The sequence below is a fragment of the Leifsonia sp. A12D58 genome (genome assembly GCF_047530025.1).
In the GTDB taxonomy this organism is placed as follows: domain Bacteria; phylum Actinomycetota; class Actinomycetes; order Actinomycetales; family Microbacteriaceae; genus Cryobacterium.
In genome coordinates this window covers 114,539-133,145 of sequence record NZ_JBLJAT010000001.1, presented here as the reverse complement: position 1 = coordinate 133,145, position 18,607 = coordinate 114,539, and the positions used below count along the sequence as shown (strand labels likewise).

Here is an 18,607-nt window from a genome sequence, read left to right as displayed (position 1 = left end):
CCCCCGTAGAATCGACTGGTGACATCGACACCAGCACACGTCAAAATCGGCGCCAACGACATCCTTCGGTTCATCCTCGAACTCTTCGCCTTTGTCAGCCTCGGCATCTGGGGCTTCGTCGCCTGGCCGCTGCCCTGGCCGGGAATCCTCATCGGCATCGGCGCACCACTCTTCGCGATTCTGGTGTGGGCATTGTTCCGCTCCCCCAAGGCAGTCTTCAAGATCGACCCGTTCGGCAAGGCCATCGTCGAGATCTTCGTCTTCGGTGCTGCAGCGTTCGCCTGGTGGGACCTCGGGCAGCCGATCGTCGCAATCGTATTCGCTCTCGTTGCCACGGTGAGCGGCGTCATCTCAGGTCGCAAAGAACTCAGCTAGCCGGACTTCCTGTAAGGACATCCCTCGGCATCCGCAGCGCATACACCGCTGCGGCCAGGAACAGTACAGCCCCCACGCCGAACGCCGCCCCATATGAGAAGGTGTCGGCGAGCAGCCCTGCGACCAGCGGCCCGATGATGGCCCCGATATCGGCGCACATCGAGAACACCGCGACGGCCCGTGCGCTGCGCGACCCAGCGGCATCCCCCACCACTGCAGCGGGAGCCGTGCCCATGAACGCCGCGGCGACGCCGTAGAGGCACAGCAGCACGGTCAACACCACGATGTTCGGAGCGAACGGCACCGCAGCAATGATGATGGCAGCTGCGGCGAATGAACCGATGATGGCGGGCTTGCGCCCCACCGTATCAATGAACCGGGCGGCAGGAGCCAGCGCGATCGTCTGGGCGACGGCGGCAACGGCGAAAGCGAGGCCTGTCCACGCGGTCGGGCCGTTCAGCACCTCGACGATGAGTACAGGGATCAGGGCACTCCGCACCCCGAAAGAGGTCCAGCCCTGCGCGAAGTTGGCCACGCACGCTGCTCGATATCGGCGGTCGGTGAGCACCATCCTGAACGGGATCGGAGCGACGACGTCGGCAGCGGCGGCACTCGCATCGTGACGAATGGTTCTTGGTCGGAGCAAGATGAGTCCGATGATGCCCGCAACGGCCAGCGTGCCGGCGTAGAAGAAGAAGGGTGCCGTCAACGAGATGGCGGCGAGCAGTCCGCCGATGGCGGGTCCTGCCATGCCACCGAGCAGGAATCCGCCCTGATAGACGCCGATGGCCCTCGCACGGAGAGCCGGCGAAGTGGAACCGAGCAGCATTGTCATCGCCGCGACAGTGAACATCGCTGAGCCGATGCCGCCGACTCCTCGCAGGAGCAGTAGCTGCGGATAACTTCCGGCGATTCCGACCAAGCCACTCGACACGGCAACGATGCCGATACCGACGGCCAGGACAAGCCGTTCGCCCATCAAGTCGATCAGGCGGCCGCAGAACGGACTCGCAATCAGGCGCATCAGCGCAAACGCCGAGACGACAGCGCCAATCTCGAAGTTGCCGACATTGAAGCTGCGCACGTAGACGGGCAGCACGGGGATGACGACGCCGAAACCGACCATCACGAAGAACGAGATGACGCCCAGAACATAGACATCGCGGGGCAACCGCGGCTTCGACCCGACTCGGCGAATTTCAGAGCCGGCGGGCCGCAAAGACTTCATTCATCAAGCGTAAGCGCCAGGTGACGCCGGTCAGCCCGGCCCCACCCAGCGCGCAGGGGCTAGAGGCCCTGCCAGGCAGGCTTGTGTGCCCAGGCGTGCTTGTAATACGCGAGGTTTGTGAGCTTGCTCGCCGCAGCCTCATCTACGACGACAGTCACCTGTGGGTGGAACTGGATCGCCGAACCGGGCTGGCTGGCCGTGACCGCCCCTTCAACAGCCGCGGCGATCGCATCCGCCTTGGCATCGCCGAACGCGAGCAACACGAGGTGCTTGGCCCGCAGGATGGTGCCGAGGCCCTGCGTGATGCAGTGCATCGGCACATCGTCAGGCGAGTCGAAGAAACGTGCATTGTCTTCGCGCGTCTTCTCGGTGAGGGTCTTGATGCGTGTGGTCGAGGCAAAAGACGAACCGGGCTCGTTGAAGCCCAGGTGACCCGTACGGCCGATACCGAGGATCTGCACGTCAACTCCCCCGGCTTCAACGATGGCACGCTCGTAATCGTCTCCAGCGGTTTCGATCGAGGCCAGGTCGCCATTGGGAACGTGGATGTTCTCAGCCGTCAGGCCGAGCGGCTCAACGACCTCACGCGTGATAACTGCGCGATAGCTCTCGGGGTGACCAGCGGGCAGTCCGACATATTCGTCCAGGGCAAAACCACGCACACGCGACACGTCGAGCGGATCGGAGACCAGCGAAGCGGCCAGCGCCCTGTAGACCGACAACGGAGTCGATCCGGTTGCCAGGCCGAGCACGGCGTCCGGCTTCTGGGCGATCAGGTCGCGAATCGATGCTGCAATCAGCGCACCAGCGGCCAACTCATTTTCTACAACGACAACTTCAGCCACGACACCACTCCATCACAAAGAATCTGATTTTCACTGCGCTTATCTTATCGAGTTCAATCAGAATCAATCATTCGGTGCGACATCAAGCAGGAGCGTCAGCAGTGCACGGCCCAACAGGCGCGAGGCACCGAACGTGGCGATATCGGCGTATTCACGGTCATCGGATGGCCAACCCATGTCGACGACGAGCACCTCACGGCCCTCGGCCCGCAGCGTGTCGATGATGTCGGTGGCGAATGCGTGTCGATGGTTGTCCTTGCCGATCACCAGCACGGGAGCCAGCGCAGCGAGCACCAGTTCCTGGCCGCTCTCGGCGGTGCACGTGACGACAGGCTTGCCGCTCCAGGCCGCGGCCAGCGCAGAGTCCGGGTGCGCGCCCAGCTCAGCGAACGGCCCCCACGGCGCCACGCCGACTGCGATGTTCGCGACTGTCTCAAGCCTGATCACCGAATATGTCGGATGCCCGGCGGCCAGCCACGCTTGCGCCGTCTGGTTCAGTTCGAATGAGTCGATGACCAGACCGGTGTTGAACTCCGGCTCGTCGATCGAGTTGACCTCAGCCGTAATCGGCGAGAGCGCAGCCACCTCACGTGTGGTCGCAGCCAACGCGAGTACTCGGCCGGCAGCCTGCGCTACCCGGTCTGCGGTGAGATCGCCCGCCACGATAGCGGCCAGCACGGCGTCTTCGATCTCACTCATCTGAGCGTCGGTGTTTTCGGTGCCGATGCAGAGCAGGTCACAGCCGGCGGCCAGTGCGGCAGCAGCAGCCCCAGGAATACCGAGGACGCCGCTGGCCCCCACCATGTCGAGCGCATCGCTCACGATGACGCCCTCGAAGCCGAGTTCCTCGCGCAACAGACCCTCAAGGATGCGCTTCGATAGCGTTGCAGGGAACACCGGGTCGACCCTGGGGAGCAGGATGTGCGAGGTCATGATCGTCTGTGCGCCGGCGGCGATCGCCGCACGGAACGGCACAAGCTCCCGTGCGTTGAGCTCGTCGACCGTGAGGTCGACGACGGGCAACGCCAGGTGTGAATCCTGAGACGTGTCACCGTGGCCGGGGAAATGCTTCGGGCTTGAGGCCACCCCCGTGCCTTCGAGTCCACGTACCCAGGCCGCGCTGTGGGCAGCGACCCGTTCGGGATCTGTGCCGAAACTCCGCACCCCGATGACCGGATTGTTCGAGTTCGAATTGATGTCGACATCCGGCGCGAACGTCAGGGTGCAGCCGGCCTGGCGCAGCTCCCAGCCCACCAGTCGTCCGACGCGCTCGGTGCGCTCAACGTCGTCGAGCCTGCCCAGAATCGCGTTGCCAGGGTATGGTGATCCCGATTCGTAATAAAGCCGGGTGACGTCGCCACCCTCTTCGTCGATCCCGATGACGGCGAGTGGGTTCTCGGCGTGGATCGCGGCAGTGAGCTCACGCAGCTGCGCACGGGAGACGATATTCGGGCCGAAGATGCACACGGCGCCCAGTCCGTCACGGAGGCGCTGCGCAAGCCATTCAGGAACTGTGGTGCCCACAAAACCCGGCATGAGCGTGGACCGGATCTGCCGACGTACAACGTCGACATCCAGCACCGTTTCCACGAGACTCAACCCTTGACCGCCCCACTGACCAGACCACTGGTCATACGTCCCTGAACGAACAGGAAGAAGATGATGACCGGCACTGCAACAAGCGTCGATGCGGCCATGACCTGGCCCCAGTCGGTCGCTCGGCTCGCACTGGCCTGAATGAAACCGCGCAGCCAGAGCGGCAGCGTCTGGTCTGAGTTGTTCTGCAGCAACACAAGCGCAACGGTGAATTCGTTCCAGGCCTGCAGGAACGCATAGACACCGGATGCCACCAGCCCGGGCGCGAGCAACGGGAAGGTGATGCGCATGAACGCCTGGGTGCGGCTGAGCCCGTCGATCATGCCGGCCTCTTCGAGGTCGGCCGGGATCCCGGCGACGAAGCCGCGCAGCATCCAGATGGTAAACGGAACGACGGCAGCGATATAGATGATGCTGACGCCGACGACCGAGTTGAGCAGGTTGAGACTACCCATCATCTTGTACTGCGCGATGAAGAGACCTTCGGCAGGCAGCATCTGGATGAGCAGCACAGCGAGCACGAATGTCTTTCGGCCCTTGAACCTGAAGCGACTGATCGCCAACGCTCCGAAGAACGCAAAGAGCAGGCAGAACGTCACGGTGATGATGGCGATAACAACGCTCATGCCGAGTGCTGGCAAGAAGGTGCCGCCGTCGATGACGGCAATGAAGTTGTCGAAAGAGCCGCCGAACGGCAGCCAGGTCGGCGTCGTCTTCTGCAGTACGACGTTCGGCAGCAGCGACGAGTTGAGCATCCAGTACACCGGGAAGACCCAGATCAGGGAAACGACGACACCGACAATGCCGAGGACGACCTTGCGCGGCTTGAATCGACGGTTGCCGCTTCGTGCCGGCTTACCGGCTCGTCCGGCGGTGTGCGGCGAAGAAACGGGAGGCCCACTGGGGTCGCCAGAGGTGCCGGATGCGCCGGCGCCGCCGAGGCCGCCTGGACCGTCGGTGCGGGGCGATGTCAGTTCCGAGGTCATGATTCGTCCTCCTTGAGCATGCTGCGCACGTAGAACCAGCTGAGTGCGACGGTGAGGATCAGCACGAAGATCGAGACTGCACTCGCCATGGCGAAGTCGCTCGAGCCGACGCCGAGTTGGTAGATGTATGTGCCGAGCAGGTTGGTCTCTGATGCGATCGAGCCGGCATCCTGCAGCAGACGGATCTGGGTGAATACACGCAGGTCCCAGATCACCTGCAGCAGCATGATGATCGCGAGCACGGGGCGAATGATGGGCACGATGATGAAGCGCAGCCGCTGGGTCGGCGTTGCGCCGTCCATTTGGGCTGCTTCAAGCACCTCGGTCGAGACCTGGGTGAGGCCGGCGTAGATCGAGAATGCAACGAACGGCACGCTCATCCAGACGACGATGATCATGGCGATAAAGAAGAAGGAGAGCGGGTTTGCGAGCCAGTTGTGGTTCTGGAAGTCGAGACCCATGCTCACGAGCACGTTGTTCAGCACACCGCGGCGCCAGTCGATCAGCCAGTTCCACACGGTCATCGCTGCAACGACGGGCATTGCCCACGCCAGCAGCAGCGAAATCTGGACCATGATCTGCACCGGCTTGTTCACGACGTTCATCAACAGCGCCAGCAGTGTGCCGACGACCATGGTCACTCCGGCAGTGACGAGGCAGAACGCGATGGACCTCGCGACGACTGTCCACATGTACGGATCGGTGAACAGGGTGATGTAGTTTTCGAACCAGACGAACTCGGCCGGCTGTCCGAACTGCTGGGCCAGGCCAAACTTCTGCATCGAAGTGACGAGCTGCCAGATGAGCGGATAGCCGAGCGCGATTACAAGAATGGCGATGGAGGGAACGATCAGCAGGTACGGGGCGAGTTTCCCCCTCTTGCGTGGTCTGTTGGCGCGGGGCGGATCCGCCCGGTCCAACACGAGGTTCTGCGTGGTCATGCTTCCCCTCCTTTCAATTGTGGTGAGTTGCACGGGAGGAGCCCGACCGGCTCGGCAAGCGGATGTCGCATCCGCCCGCCGAGCCTGTCAGGAACCCGCTGGTGAGGGTGTGTTACTTGCCGTTCAGCATCGGAGTGAGCTTCTCGTCGTACTCCGTTGCGAGGGCCTTGAGGTCGGATGCATCCTTGATCTTGCTGAAGAACTCTTCCATGATGAGCGAGCCCTCAACCGTTGCCCAGCCCGGTGCTGCCGGGGTGAGCTTCGAGTTGGATGCTGACTCGATGAGTGCCTGTGCGAACTGGTCGTCACCGAGCGAGTTCACGTAGTCGCTGTTTGCCGGGCCGAGACCGTTCTCACCGAGCATGTTCTGGTAGTCCTCTGAGTAGATGATCTTCAGAAGGGTCTTAGCCAGTTCAGGGTTCTTGCTCGTGGCGGAGATACCGATGTTTGAACCACCAGCGAAGACCGGGGCCGGCTTGCCGTCGTTGCCTGGCAGTGCGAAGACGGAGTTCTTGGTGTCATCCCAGGTGCGGGTCGCCTTGCCGTCAGCATCGGTTCCGAGGGTTCCGATCGACCAGTGTGCCCAGGTGGGCGCCATGATCGTTGCAGCGGCGAGCGAGGTGCTTGAGGTGACGTTACCCTCGGCATCCTTGATCTCGTCGCTGTCGTTCAGGTAGATGTACTGGTTGGAGTCCTTGGCGTCGTTCGGTGCGTTGGATGCCGACTTGTACAGTTCCTGCAGCTGCTCGAGGCCCTCGAGTGACTTCTCTGATGAGAGTGTTGCAGTCCAGGTGCCGTCCTTGACGGTGGCAATGTCGCCGCCGTTGGCGAAGATCCAGGAGATACCGTTGCGCCAGTCCTGGCCGCCCAGGTAGAAGCCGGAGAAGCCGGGGATGTTCAGCGGGTTGGCTGCGTTGACGGCTGCAACTGCGGTGTTGAACTCATCGAGCGTCGTGGGCTGCTCAACTCCGGCGGCCGCCCAGACATCCGAGCGGGTGAATACTGCACGCGAACCGAAGTAGTACGGCAGCGTGTAGTTCTTGTCGCCGACCTTTCCTGCATCAACGAACGACTGCAACAGCTTGGTGCCGCCGAGCTCGTCGTACATGTCAGAGATGTCAAGGAACGCACCGACGTTGGTGAATGTGGGCGACTGCGTGTTGCCCATCTCGGTGACATCAGGTGTGTTGTTGGCGTCAGGCAGCGAGGTCGTCAGCTTGGTGACGAGGTCTCCCCAGTCCTGCTGCTGGATGTTCAGCGTGCCGCCGGTTTCCTTGTTGAACTCGGTCTTCAGGTACTCGCGCATGGTGTCGGGGGTGTCGCCACCGGCCAGCCACAACGTGATCGTCTTGCCTGCGCCGTCAGTGCTGGCTGCGCCGCCAGCTGGGGCGGAGGAGCATCCTGCAAGAACGAGGGCGGATGCGCTCGCCAGAGCGGCGAGAGTGATGAGCTTTCTCTTCATGAGAGGTTCCTTTCTTGGATTGCCGGCGTGTGCGGATGCCACACCGATTGGAGCAGGGAGAGCCGTGTTAAGAAACCCCGAGTCGACCGGACAAGACCATGACGGCAGCGCCGCGAAGCACGATGTCTTGCCCTTGCGAGGTCATCCGAAGCGTGAGGTCGCTGTGAAAGTCGACCATGGTTCTACTTCGAAGCGTCTCGATGGTTGCTGTTGCCAGCGGACCATCAAGAAGTTGGGTCGGGCCGCTCAGGACGATCTCCTGAAGATTGAGGGCACCGACGACGGGAGCAAGCACGATGCCGAGGCGTCTGCCAGCTTCCGCAAGAATGTGAGCGCGGGCTGCAACCACGTTGGCCGCATCGACGGATGCGGTGACCCGCTCGATCTCGGCAGTCAGGCGGGGCGCTGCCAGCCAGGCCTCAAGGCATCCGCTCTTGCCGCACGCGCAGAGCGGTCCACCGTCTGTTCCGACGACAACGTGGCCGATCTCGCCGGCCGCGAAGCGACCACCGAATACGGGACGGCCGCCGACGAGCAGCCCGGCGCCGACACCGTGACCCACCTTGACGAGCATGAGGTCGTGGTCAACTCCCCCGAAGCTGTGCTCGGCAAGTACCGCCGCATTCGCATCGTTGGCGACGAGCACGGGCAGTGCTGTGTGAAGCTCGAGTCGCTCACGCAGCGGCAGGCTCTCCCATCCGAGGTTAGGAGCGCTGCGCACCACGCCGTCGAGGTCGACGATGCCGGGCGAACCGATGCCGATGCCGAGGATCGGGGCGGTGGCCAGTGCGATGACGGAGTCAAGCAGGCCGATGACCCGAGCGACCGCCTCTTCTCCCGTTGCAGCGCCGCGTTCGACGTCTGCGCGTTCGAGGACCTCGCCGTCGAGGCTAAGCACAGCACCATGGAACACCCGGTGGCCAGACAGGTCGAGGCTGATGATCTGGAATGCAGCCCTGTTGATGTCGACGAGCGTTGCCGGCTTGCCAGGGCGCACCGACTCGCGCTGGCCCAGCTCGATAACGAGGCGCTCCGCGATGAGATCGGAAACCAGGTCGGAGATCGTGACGCGAGTGAGACCGGTCTCACGGGCCAGATCGGCCCTGCTCTGAGAGCCTGCGTGATACAGCGTCTGCAGCACGAGTGAACGGTTGTGCCCGCGGGCATGCTCCGGCAACACCTTTGAGGTGGTGCGTAGCGCCCGACTGTGAATCAGTCGTTGGGCATCCGTTGCCGTCATGTTTGTTAGTAAAGCTTACGAACTAAAGAATGGCAAGGAAAAGAAGTCGATCGGAGCGTGTTCTTTACCGACTTGTAACATTCGAAATTTATCAGCCTTCGAAAACGATCAGCGTGCCGGGGCATACCGTCGGGCGGTTCTAAGCGAATCGTCGTATGCTGGCTGACCGCAGTGCAACCTGAAATTCCGCAAGATAACCCGAAGAACCGCAAAACAACCGAGTACAAGATTGAGGCAGGGTCGGTCGTGAGAGTCATCAGCTACAACCTCCGCAAGAATCGTGCAAGCAGCGAATTGATCGGGCTGGCGACTGAATATCGTCCCGACATGCTCTGCCTGCAGGAATGCGACACTCTTGAGCTGCCGGCGGAAATCAACAACCTCAGGCTTGCCGACTCCACGTCACGCAACCGACTGGGGCTGGCGCTCTACTACCGTGACGACCGCTTCACTGCTGTCACGACCAAGACATTCGCCCTCAAGAAGTCGCTGCACGACCGGGTACTGAAGCCCGCCCATGAGCGCCTGATCGGCACGCGCCTGATCGACAGGGAAGCCGATCGCGAACTCGTCGTCGCTTCGTTTCACGCGGCCCCTCTCACGGCGCTCAATTCGCTGCGGCGCGCTCAGATCCACTCGGCGCTGAGTGAATTGCGCATCCTCGGCCCCGGGCTTCCCACGCTCATGGTCGGCGACTACAACTACCCGATTTTCAAAGAGAATCTGAGCGATCGCGTCAAGGAGTCCGGCTACGACCTCACTCTCAGTGACAACCGGACCTACACGCGCTACAAGTTCTTCAAGGGACACTTCGACCTGGCCACGTCTGTCGGGCTCGCCATCGACAGCATCGAGACGCTGCCTCGGGGCACCTCAGATCACATGCCGATCCTGGTCACCTCGTCATACAGCACCGGAAAACAGGGCGCAGGACTCGATCAGGAGCCCAGCGACATCGCCGCTGCCGGACCGCGGTTCGAACCGCGCACCGACGGCGATTTCATGCTCTAGCGCACACCATGGCCCTTCGACTGGGGGAGGAGCGGTCAGCATCCAGATCGATAGCCTGACGGGTGACCGGAACGGGGCATCTCTCATGTTGTTAGAGGATCTGATGCAGCCGTGCCCGGCCTGCGCTTCGCCGTATGAGTACGGCGAAGAGGCGTGCTCGTCGTGTCTCGCCTGGCTCACCGATCGCCAGCAGCTGGACAGCGGCCCGCATGGATACTTCGCGCGCAAGCGCAGGGCACGACTGGTCACGATCGGGTCGCGTTCCCTGCTTCTCGGCTGCATGATGGGGCTGATGATTATCCGGTGGATGATCGTGGACAGCGTCGGGATCGGTACCGCAGGGCCGAGGCGTGACAGTGCCGCTCTCGTACCCCCGGCAGTGATCGGCATTGGCATGGTCATCTTCGGGATTCCGGGACGCACCATGCACCACTACCCAAGCGGTGGGCCCATCCGGCGCGGCAGGCCGCGCTTGTGGAAGGGGGCGGTGGCCTCTGCGGCCTTCATCACGCTCGCGATCGTCCTCTGTGAGCTCGTCAACCGGCCTATCCTCCAGGCGCGCGCTGGGGGGATATTCGCCCATTCACCCGTCGAGATCGCCGGGGCGATCACCACCCTGAACCTCATTATCTACGCGGCCGTCGCGCTCATCCTGCTGTGGAATCTCAGCGCGCGTCTCCTCGGCCCACAGGACATGGACACCGGCCGCCGAAAGCAGTTGATGCGCATGCAGAAAGCGTCTGCAGTCGTAGCGGATGTCCGTTACCACTACTGAACGGCGGCCACACTCTGCCTGTCGAGACTCGGCAGCGACTTCTCGGCCGCATCCCGGCGCGCGCCAATCGCCCGCAGCGCGTTCAGGATCGTCGCCAGGTCGACCAGCTCCTGAAGGAGTGCGCCGACGGTAGCGGGAATCAGCCCGAAAGCCGCGACGATCATCAGGCAGATACTGAGCGCGATGCCCAGCCAGATGCTCTCGAGCGCAATTCGGACGGTTTGCTGCCCGATCATCACGGCGCGCACGGTTCGCGAGATGTCGTCGAGCATGATTACGACATCCGCTGATTCGCTCGCGGCCGTCGAGCCCTTCGCGCCCATTGCAATGCCGACATCGGCGACGGCAAGTACTGGAGCGTCGTTCACCCCGTCGCCCACCATGATCACCGGACGATTGGTGATCCCGCGCACCGTGTCGACTTTGTCACTCGGCAGGCATTCGGCCTGCACTCGTTCGATGCCGACCTCGTGAGCGATGTGCTCTGCCGTCACTCTCGCATCGCCGGTGAGCATCATCACATCGTGCACTCCGCGGGCGGCCAGGCTGTCGATGGTGGCCTTGGCGTTGTCGCGCACCCGGTCGCTGGCCACGATGCTGCCGGCAAATTTGTCTCCAACAGCCACGTAGATCGCGAGTTCGCCGCCCTGCAGACTCGCCACCGTCGCATCCGTCACCCGTGACGCGATGAATGAAAACTTGCCGACGGCGACCTCGACGCCGTGAATCGAGGCGGCAACCCCGAATGTGGCCACCTCGTTCGCTGCGTCTGCGGCTTCGAGCTCCAGGCCACGCTTCTGCGCCTCCGCGATGATCGAGGCGGCCAGCACGTGAGACGAATACTGTTCGGCCGACGCGGCAAGCCTCAGGAGCTCGCTCTCATCGAAGGGTGCGATGGGCTCGATCCGGTTGATCGACGGCTCCCCGTATGTGAGCGTCCCTGTCTTATCGAACACCACTGTCTTGGCACGGGACAGCAGTTCGAGCACCCCGCCACCCTTCACGATGATGCCGTTGCGGGCAGACCTGCTCATGCCGCCCATGAACGCCACCGGCGCGGCGATGAGCAGCGGGCACGGCGTGGCAACGACAAGTACCTCGGCGAATCGCACGGGATCGCCCGTCACGATCCACGCGGTTGCTGCGATGGCCAGCGAGAGGAGCGTGAACGGAACGGCATACCTGTCGGCCAGCCGTACGACAGAGGCTCGGCTCTCCGCGGCCTCGGTGACGAGTGCGATGATTCGCTGATATTGGCTATCGCCCGCTGTCGCCGTAGCCCGCATCTCAACGGCAGCCTGTCCGTTGACCGCGCCGCTCAAAACGCTCTCGCCCCTGACACGTTCGACGGGGATGCTCTCACCGGTCAGCGACGACTCATCGAACACTGCGCTGTCTGAGACGAGTTCACCGTCAACCGGGACGATCTCGGATGGGCGCAGCAGCAGCAGGTCTCCTACCCGCACCTCATTCGCCGGCACATCGACGACATCCGTCTCATCACGTCCGATGCGGTGGGCGATCTGCGGCACGCGACTGAGTAGCGCATCGAGCTCACGCTTGGCGCGTCCGGCCGCGTAGTCTTCGAGCGCCTCTCCCCCGGTGAGCATCAGCACGATGATCAGGCTCGCGACGTACTCCCCGACGAGCACCGTCGCGACGATTGCCGTGATGGCCAGGATGTCGATGCCCCAGCTCCCGCTGCGCAGCTCCCTGAGCATGTTGACCAACGAGCGGGCGGCCACCAGAAGCGCGTAGATGCCGAAGATCCAGGCGATGGGCCCCGTTAGTCCGACTGCCCACAACACGAGGCCGACAAGCCCGATGATCACCGTCGTCGCAACGAGCGGGTATCGACGAACGAGGGAGAGGAATTCGCGCATGGCTCCAGTGTCCACCTCTTGCCCAATGAGCACTAGGGAGGACAGGCTGGCCAATGATTTCTCCTCAGGAAGCCGGGGGCGCGGTGGCCAGCGTCAAGCTTGACTGAACAGGGCAACTATCTCGACATCGAGACAGTTGGTCGTGAGTACCCACTGAGATTCCGGGGCGTTTACGCGGAATTCACGCTGTGTTCGCTGAGAATTACCTGACGGTACGTGACGCCCCGTTCCGGCATGACTATCGCCAGCTGCGACAGCAGGTTACCCTGTTCACATGGCTGAGCTGAGACTGGAAGAACTGTCCGCACGCAACATCGTTGCTGCAAACAACCTGAGCCTGAAGCCCGGTCAGGAGCAATTCATCGCTCCTGTCACGTATTCAGTTGCGGCGTCGACAATCAACCCGGCCACCTCCTGGCAGCGCGTGGTACTCAACGAAGACAAGGTCGTCGGTTTCATCCACGGCAACTTCGACCCGGAGTCCCCGCAGGAAGAACTGCGTGCGTGCATCTGGCGCATCAACGTGGATGCCGACGCCCAGGGCCAGGGAGTCGGCAAGTTCGCCGCCCACGCCCTTGCCGAAGAGGCGCGCAAGCGTGGCTTCGACCGCATCACGGTCATCTGGGAGTCCGGCGAAGACGGCCCAGAGGCCTTCTTCCACCGCATCGGCTTCACCGATGTCGGCGAGACCCAGTACGGCGAGACAATCGGCGCTCTCGAACTCTGATTCTGAACTGGGCCGCACACCATGCGCCTCGACCCTGACAGTGCGTTCGTTGAGAGCGTGCTCGGCATCGTCGACTCCATCCCACCCGGACGCGTCATGACGTACGGCGACGTCGCTGCGGCGCTCGGGTCACGCGGAGCGCGTGTCGTCGGACAGGTCATGTCGCACTACGGGTCGGATGTCGCGTGGTGGCGTGTCATCCGCGCCGGCGGGCATCCGCCTATCGAGCACGAGAAACGCGCGCTGCAGCACTACCTGGCCGAAGCCACTCCCCTGCGCGGCGACATTACGACAGGGGTCTATCGAATCGATTACGCCCTCGCGCGCTGGTCACCGGCGTAGCGTCGACCCTTGCTCGCTCGCCGCGCCCGCTGTGGCGATTCGCTACCGCTAGAACGGACGCGACTCGCCATACAGGGCGCGGCGAGCTGTGCTGGGCGCTAGGCCAGCTGCACTAGACCAGCGACTCGCGCCAGGCCGCGTGCAGCTTGGCGAAGCGCCCGGTGCCAGAGATCAGCGCATCCGGCGTGCCGTCTTCGACGATCACACCGTGCTCCATCACCAGCACCCGGTCAGCGATCGCCACCGTCGACAACCGGTGAGCGATGATCACAGCTGTACGGTCAGCCAGCAGCGTGGTCAGCCCCTCCTGCACAAGCCGCTCGCTCGGGATGTCGAGTGACGACGTCGCCTCATCGAGGATCAGCACAGCCGGGTTGGCCAGGAACGCCCGTGCGAATGAGATCAGCTGGCGCTGTCCGGCAGAGACCCGTCCACCACGCTTGTTCACATCGGTGTCGTAGCCGTTAGGCAACCCCTCGATGAACTCGTGCGCACCGACGGCGCGCGCCGCTGCCGTGATCTCGTCGAAGGTGGCATCCGGTTTACCGATCGCGATGTTGTCAGACACCGAGCCGCTGAACAGGTAGGCCTCCTGGGTGACCATGACGATCGCTCGGCGCAGGTCCTTCGGGTGCAGGTCGCGCAGGTCGATGCCATCGAGCGTCACGTGCCCGTCACTCGGGTCGTAGAACCGCGAGATCAGCTTGGCGAGCGTCGTCTTTCCCGCACCCGTCGAGCCGACAAGGGCGATGGTCTGCCCCGCCGGAATCTCCAGGTCGAAGTGCGGCAGGACGACCCGGTCTGTCTTGTACGCGAACTGCACGTTGTCGAAACCGATGGTGCCCTGCGCCACGAGGTGGTCGACGGGCTTCAACGGATCGGGCACGCTCTGACGTTCTTCGAGCACCCCTGAGATCTTTTCGAGAGCAGCAGCGGCCGACTGGTAGGAGTTGTAGAACATCGCCATCTCCTCCATCGGGTCGAAGAAACGACGCGTGTACAGCAGCGCCGCGAGCAACGCACCGATCGCGAGCTGGCCATCCGCTACCCGGAAGCCGCCGACCAACAGCACAGCGGCGACAGTTACGTTGCCGATCAGCACCAGGCCGGGATCGAAGACACCGAACAGCTGGATGACCTTGGCGTTGACGTCGCGGTACTCCTCGACGAACTCGCCGAACTCCTTTTCGTTGCGCTTCTCCTTGCGGAATGCCTTCACAGCTCTGATGCCGGTCATCGTCTCGACAAACTGCACGATCAGGCGAGCGGATGCCACCCGCGACTGCCGGAACAGCGTCTGCGAGCGCGACTGGAACCAGCGCGTCAGGAAGAACAGCGGTACAAGCGAGACGAACAGCACCAGGCCACTCATCCAGTCGAGCGAGAAGAGCGCGATGGCGACGAACACCATGTAGAGCACACCCTGCACGAGCTGGTTGATGCCGGAGTCCAGCAGCTCTTTGATCGAGTCGAGGTCACTTGTCTGGCGCGAGATGATGCGGCCAGACGTGTACGACTCGTGGAACTCGAGGCTCAGCTTCTGTGTGTGCAGGAAGACGCGCTTGCGCAGGTCGATCAGAACGGCCTGGCTGATGCGGGCAGACAGCACGGTGTACCAGGCGATCAGCACTGCACCGATCACACCGGTGCCGAGGTAGATGATGCCGGTCGCCATGAGCGGCACCCAGTCCTGCTTCATCAACGAGGGCAGGCCCTTGTCGATTCCGTAGGCGATCAGGGCTGGCCCTGCCACTTGCGCCGCCGTCGACACGACGACGACGATCATCGCCAGCAGCACCTTCCAGCGTACCGGGTACAGCAGCGAACGCAGCAGCACCAGGGAGCGGGTACGGATCTGCGCGCTCTCGGCCTTGGTGAAGTCGTTACGCTCTTCACCCTCAACTCCGGTCACACTCACAGTGAGTCCCCCTCTCGGCGTGCTTCTCTTCGTTGTTCGTCTTCCAGACTTGAGATGACGAATCGGTAGTGATCGTTCGTGGCCAGCAGTTCGGCATGAGTGCCGACTGCGGTGACGCGACCGTCCTGCAGCAGCGCCACCCTGTCGGCCATCATCACCGTCGATGGACGGTGAGCGACGATCAACGCGGTGGTTGCCGCCAGTACGCGGCGGAGGCCGGCCTCGACCATCGCCTCGGTGTTCACGTCGAGAGCCGACAATGGATCGTCGAGCACGAGCACGGCTGGCCTGGCTGCGACGGCGCGCGCCAGGGCAAGTCGCTGACGCTGGCCGCCTGACAGGCTCATGCCCTCTTCACCGACCTTGGTGTCTGCGCCCTCTGGCAGGTCGTAGACGAACGAGGCCTGAGCGATGTCGAGTGCTTCGGCGAGTGCGGCATCCGCTTCAGGGCTGCGCTCTGCGAACTCGGGACGACCGAGCAGCACGTTCTCCCTGACGGATGTCGAGAAGAGCGTCGCGTCTTCGAATGCCATTGCGAGGTGGCTGCGCAGCTCGTTCCTGCTGAAGTCGCGCACGTCGATGCCGTCGAGCTTCACAGCGCCGCCCGTCACGTCATACAGGCGAGTGGTCAGCGCGGTCAGCGTCGACTTGCCCGATCCCGTGAGGCCGACGAGCGCCATCGTCTCGCCAGGCTCGAGCACCAGGTCGATGCCGTCGAGCAGGTCGGAGAAGCGCTCTGGCGAGTCGTGATACCTGAAGTGAACGTCTTCGAACGACAGACGACCCTTCGGGTCTGCCAGCGTCTTCGGCGCCTCAGGGTCGGTGATCTCGTTCGGGGTGTCGAGGATGTCGAAGAACCTGTCGGTCGCGGTGCGCGCGTCGAATGTCATCGAGAGCAGGAAACCGATCGACTCCACGGGGAAGCGCAGTACCGTCGCCGTCGCGAAGAACGCCACGAGCTCGCCAACACTGAGCTGGCCCTCGCTGGCCAGCCAGACACCGGCCATCAGGCAGAGCGCGAATGCGACATCCGGAACCAGCAGCAGCCACAGCCAGATGCCGGCGATCGCCTGTGCCTTCTCGATCTCGGTACCTCGCAGGCTTTCGGCCTGCGTCTCGAAGTTCTTCAGCGCGAACTTGCCACGCCCGAAGGCCTTCAGCACCCGGATGCCGTGCACCGACTCCTCGACGGCGGTCGCGAGGTCACCCGACTGGTCCTGGCTGCGCCTGGCGATCTCCGAGTACTTGTTTTCGAAGATGTAGCCGTAGATCCAGACCGGAATCGAGCAGACCAGGAAGATGAGACCGAGGATCCAGTTCATCGAGACGAGGATGACGAATCCGACAAGGATGGTGAGGAAGTTGACCACGAGCAGTACCAGGCCGAACGAGATCCAGCGCCTGATGAGGTTGAGGTCACTGACCGCACGCGAGAGCAGCTGACCACTCGGCCAGCGGTCGTGGAACGTCACGGGCAGATCCTGCAGGCGGGCGTAGAGACCGTTGCGCATCCTCGCCTCGATGTGGGTGCCCGGCGTGAGCACGAACCAGCGTCGGAGCGCGATCATGATCGCTTCGAGCACACCGAGCGCCAGCACGATGCCGACGGCGGGCCAGATCTCACTGACATCACCGTCGGACAGCGGACCGTCGACGAGACCTGCGAGCACCTGCGGAATCGCCAGGGCGACCAATCCGGCAAGCAGCGCTGCGAGCATGCCGAGGTAGATCCGCGGCAGTGCGGGCTTGGCGTATGGGTACAGGCGCTTCAGCGTCTGGAACGTGTTCTGTCGCGCAGGGCCTGGTGAACCTGCTGGTTGGGGTGGATGGGAGTGTTCTGCTGTCGCAGTCATGGTTGAGACGTCCTGAATGTGTGAAATGGCCGATCAACGCCGCGTCAATGCCGGCCATAAGGCGAGCGGGCAGGGATCAGGAAGCAAGGCTTCCCCACGTGATCAGCGAATGCTGAAAAAGGTTCCGAGACGAATGTGCCTCAGTCGATGGACGGGGTACTCGGGCGTCGCCGGGAGGAGGAGGCAGCAAAGTACGTGCCAGTGTTCGCAATCTCCGCGATCGTGAGCTGTGCTGTCTTTGTCATGTCGTCCCCCTGTGCGCATCGGTACATCGTCGTGCCCTGTTCAGGCAGCCTTCCAGAATAGGGGCAGCGCACAGCAACCCGCAAGCATTTTCTCGAGACGGTCTCCCGCCGAATTACTTCACCAGGTCTCGATGGTGAACCTCGGCCACATTCGGGTGGGCGCGCAGGCGGTAGCGCAGCGCGTTATCGCCGTAGGTTTCCAAAATGGGGCTGTTGGTCGGGTCGACAGACAGACCACGCGTCTGGGCCTCAAGCTCTGGCGAGAGTTCGAGGCGGGGCATCGTCGCATCGAGCGCCGGGTTGAAGAAGAACGGGATGGAGATCCTGTCGTCGCCGAGTAGCGGGGAGATCACCCGGTGCAATGTCGCCTTGAGGTAGCCGTGAGTGGCCAGCTCGAGCATCTCACCGATATTCACCACGAACGCGCCGGGAACCGAGGGCGCCTCGATCCACGCGCCGTCGTGCTCGACCTGCAGACCGCCCTTGCCTGGCTCGACGAGCAGCAGGGTGAGCACCCCGCCGTCGCGGTGGGCACCGACGCCCTGCTTCGGCTCAGGATTGGACTCCCCCGGATAACGCACAATCTTGGTCAACGAGAACGGGTGCGTTGCGAATCCCGCATCGAACACGTCCTCTGGGGCGCCGAGAGAGACCGCCCATGCTTGCAGGAGGCGGAGCGCGAGCTCGTTCAGCTCGTCGTTCCAGCGCACGGCGACCTCGCGCAGTTCCGGAAGGGCATCCGGCCAGAGGTTCGGGCCTTCGAGCCGCCAGTAGTCGGCCACTCCTGGCCCAGGCTCGACGGTCTCGCGCTCGGCACCGATGTCGATTTGCTCACGCCAGTCGATGTCACCGTGTGTGAGCTCCCCGCCCACGCGCGTGTAGCCGCGGAACTGGGGGCTGTTCACGTTCTCGATCGCCAGCTTCGCCTCGGCCGGAAGCTCGAAAAACCGTCGCGACACCGCGAGGAGTTCATCGATCAGTTTTTGATCGACTCCGTGGCCCACCAGATAGAAGAATCCGACCTCGTGGGTGACGCGGCGAAGTTCTACTCGAAATGCGTCGGCCTCAGCGGCGCCGGCATCGAGGCGGGAGAGATCGAGAACGGGGAGAGAGGACAGCATGCTGCCATTCTTGCAGCGCGAGTACTGCTCGAGAGGCATGTTACGTCGCATCTGCCACA

Annotated in this window: 16 protein-coding genes; 5 read left to right on the top strand and 11 right to left on the bottom strand. The window is 63.1% G+C overall.

The genetic code is table 11. The features are described from left to right. Window positions 1-18 precede the first annotated feature (18 nt). Window positions 19-375: a YrdB family protein gene (locus ACMT3I_RS00665; RefSeq protein ID WP_414802515.1), complete on the top strand. Its 357-nt coding sequence runs from the start codon at window positions 19-21 to the stop codon at window positions 373-375. Here the strand turns inward: ACMT3I_RS00665 and ACMT3I_RS00660 are convergent. The 7 genes from ACMT3I_RS00660 to ACMT3I_RS00630 form a co-directional block, all read right to left on the bottom strand. Then, on the bottom strand, window positions 368-1,603 hold the full coding sequence (locus ACMT3I_RS00660; RefSeq protein ID WP_414802514.1) for an MFS transporter: 1,236 nt from the start codon (window positions 1,601-1,603) through the stop codon (window positions 368-370). The genes ACMT3I_RS00665 and ACMT3I_RS00660 overlap by 8 nt on opposite strands. A gap of 59 nt (window positions 1,604-1,662) precedes the next feature. Further along, window positions 1,663-2,448 carry a glucosamine-6-phosphate deaminase gene (gene nagB / locus ACMT3I_RS00655; protein WP_414802513.1) on the bottom strand — a complete coding sequence of 262 codons (786 nt, stop codon included), beginning with the start codon at window positions 2,446-2,448 and terminating at the stop codon, window positions 1,663-1,665. A gap of 63 nt (window positions 2,449-2,511) precedes the next feature. Then, the gene (locus ACMT3I_RS00650) at window positions 2,512-4,038 is read right to left on the bottom strand and encodes a glycoside hydrolase family 3 protein (protein ID WP_414802512.1); all 1,527 of its coding nucleotides are present in this window, start codon (window positions 4,036-4,038) and stop codon (window positions 2,512-2,514) included. Window positions 4,039-4,043: 5 nt separating this feature from the next. After that, window positions 4,044-5,030, bottom strand: coding sequence for a carbohydrate ABC transporter permease (locus ACMT3I_RS00645; RefSeq protein ID WP_414802511.1), 987 nt, complete (start codon window positions 5,028-5,030; stop codon window positions 4,044-4,046). Then, window positions 5,027-5,971: a carbohydrate ABC transporter permease gene (locus tag ACMT3I_RS00640; protein ID WP_414802510.1), complete on the bottom strand. Its 945-nt coding sequence runs from the start codon at window positions 5,969-5,971 to the stop codon at window positions 5,027-5,029. The genes ACMT3I_RS00645 and ACMT3I_RS00640 overlap by 4 nt, the downstream gene beginning before the upstream one ends. Before the next feature lie 112 nt (window positions 5,972-6,083). Then, window positions 6,084-7,433, bottom strand: coding sequence for an extracellular solute-binding protein (locus ACMT3I_RS00635; protein WP_414802509.1), 1,350 nt, complete (start codon window positions 7,431-7,433; stop codon window positions 6,084-6,086). Window positions 7,434-7,500: 67 nt separating this feature from the next. Further along, on the bottom strand, window positions 7,501-8,673 hold the full coding sequence (locus ACMT3I_RS00630; protein WP_414802508.1) for an ROK family protein: 1,173 nt from the start codon (window positions 8,671-8,673) through the stop codon (window positions 7,501-7,503). Window positions 8,674-8,919: 246 nt separating this feature from the next. Between ACMT3I_RS00630 and ACMT3I_RS00625 the strand changes: the two genes are divergently transcribed. Beyond that, window positions 8,920-9,684: an endonuclease/exonuclease/phosphatase family protein gene (locus ACMT3I_RS00625; RefSeq protein ID WP_414803500.1), complete on the top strand. Its 765-nt coding sequence runs from the start codon at window positions 8,920-8,922 to the stop codon at window positions 9,682-9,684. Window positions 9,685-9,769: 85 nt separating this feature from the next. After that, window positions 9,770-10,459, top strand: coding sequence for a hypothetical protein (locus tag ACMT3I_RS00620; RefSeq protein ID WP_414802507.1), 690 nt, complete (start codon window positions 9,770-9,772; stop codon window positions 10,457-10,459). Here the strand turns inward: ACMT3I_RS00620 and ACMT3I_RS00615 are convergent. After that, a complete protein-coding gene (locus ACMT3I_RS00615; RefSeq protein ID WP_414802506.1) occupies window positions 10,453-12,342 on the bottom strand; it encodes a heavy metal translocating P-type ATPase in 1,890 nt (629 codons plus the stop codon). The genes ACMT3I_RS00620 and ACMT3I_RS00615 overlap by 7 nt on opposite strands. A gap of 274 nt (window positions 12,343-12,616) precedes the next feature. Here ACMT3I_RS00615 and ACMT3I_RS00610 point away from each other — a divergent pair, with 274 nt between their 5' ends. Both ACMT3I_RS00610 and ACMT3I_RS00605 read left to right on the top strand, forming a co-directional pair. Next, window positions 12,617-13,069 carry a GNAT family N-acetyltransferase gene (locus ACMT3I_RS00610; RefSeq protein WP_414802505.1) on the top strand — a complete coding sequence of 151 codons (453 nt, stop codon included), beginning with the start codon at window positions 12,617-12,619 and terminating at the stop codon, window positions 13,067-13,069. A 21-nt stretch (window positions 13,070-13,090) separates the two neighbouring features. Then, window positions 13,091-13,411: an MGMT family protein gene (locus tag ACMT3I_RS00605; protein WP_414802504.1), complete on the top strand. Its 321-nt coding sequence runs from the start codon at window positions 13,091-13,093 to the stop codon at window positions 13,409-13,411. Between the two features lie 112 nt (window positions 13,412-13,523). Here the strand turns inward: ACMT3I_RS00605 and ACMT3I_RS00600 are convergent, their stop codons facing one another. The 3 genes from ACMT3I_RS00600 to ACMT3I_RS00590 all read right to left on the bottom strand — a co-directional run bounded on the left by ACMT3I_RS00600 (window position 13,524) and on the right by ACMT3I_RS00590 (window position 18,548). Then, entirely contained in the window at window positions 13,524-15,329 is a 1,806-nt protein-coding gene (locus ACMT3I_RS00600; protein ID WP_414802503.1) for an ABC transporter ATP-binding protein, read from the bottom strand. Further along, the gene (locus ACMT3I_RS00595) at window positions 15,326-17,182 is read right to left on the bottom strand and encodes an ABC transporter ATP-binding protein (RefSeq protein WP_414802502.1); all 1,857 of its coding nucleotides are present in this window, start codon (window positions 17,180-17,182) and stop codon (window positions 15,326-15,328) included. The genes ACMT3I_RS00600 and ACMT3I_RS00595 overlap by 4 nt, the downstream gene beginning before the upstream one ends. Window positions 17,183-17,540: 358 nt before the next feature. After that, window positions 17,541-18,548 carry an isopenicillin N synthase family dioxygenase gene (locus ACMT3I_RS00590; protein WP_414802501.1) on the bottom strand — a complete coding sequence of 336 codons (1,008 nt, stop codon included), beginning with the start codon at window positions 18,546-18,548 and terminating at the stop codon, window positions 17,541-17,543. Between the last annotated feature and the right edge of the window lie 59 nt (window positions 18,549-18,607).

Coding starts and splice junctions, on each gene's coding strand:
- ACMT3I_RS00660 (WP_414802514.1), bottom strand. CDS start 1,603: ATGAAGTCTTTGCGGCCCGCCGGCTCTGAAATTCGCCGAGTCGGGTCG.
- ACMT3I_RS00645 (WP_414802511.1), bottom strand. CDS start 5,030: ATGACCTCGGAACTGACATCGCCCCGCACCGACGGTCCAGGCGGCCTC.
- ACMT3I_RS00640 (WP_414802510.1), bottom strand. CDS start 5,971: ATGACCACGCAGAACCTCGTGTTGGACCGGGCGGATCCGCCCCGCGCC.
- ACMT3I_RS00635 (WP_414802509.1), bottom strand. CDS start 7,433: ATGAAGAGAAAGCTCATCACTCTCGCCGCTCTGGCGAGCGCATCCGCC.
- ACMT3I_RS00630 (WP_414802508.1), bottom strand. CDS start 8,673: ATGACGGCAACGGATGCCCAACGACTGATTCACAGTCGGGCGCTACGC.
- ACMT3I_RS00620 (WP_414802507.1), top strand. CDS start 9,770: ATGTTGTTAGAGGATCTGATGCAGCCGTGCCCGGCCTGCGCTTCGCCG.
- ACMT3I_RS00615 (WP_414802506.1), bottom strand. CDS start 12,342: ATGCGCGAATTCCTCTCCCTCGTTCGTCGATACCCGCTCGTTGCGACG.
- ACMT3I_RS00610 (WP_414802505.1), top strand. CDS start 12,617: ATGGCTGAGCTGAGACTGGAAGAACTGTCCGCACGCAACATCGTTGCT.
- ACMT3I_RS00605 (WP_414802504.1), top strand. CDS start 13,091: ATGCGCCTCGACCCTGACAGTGCGTTCGTTGAGAGCGTGCTCGGCATC.
- ACMT3I_RS00595 (WP_414802502.1), bottom strand. CDS start 17,182: ATGACTGCGACAGCAGAACACTCCCATCCACCCCAACCAGCAGGTTCA.
- ACMT3I_RS00590 (WP_414802501.1), bottom strand. CDS start 18,548: ATGCTGTCCTCTCTCCCCGTTCTCGATCTCTCCCGCCTCGATGCCGGC.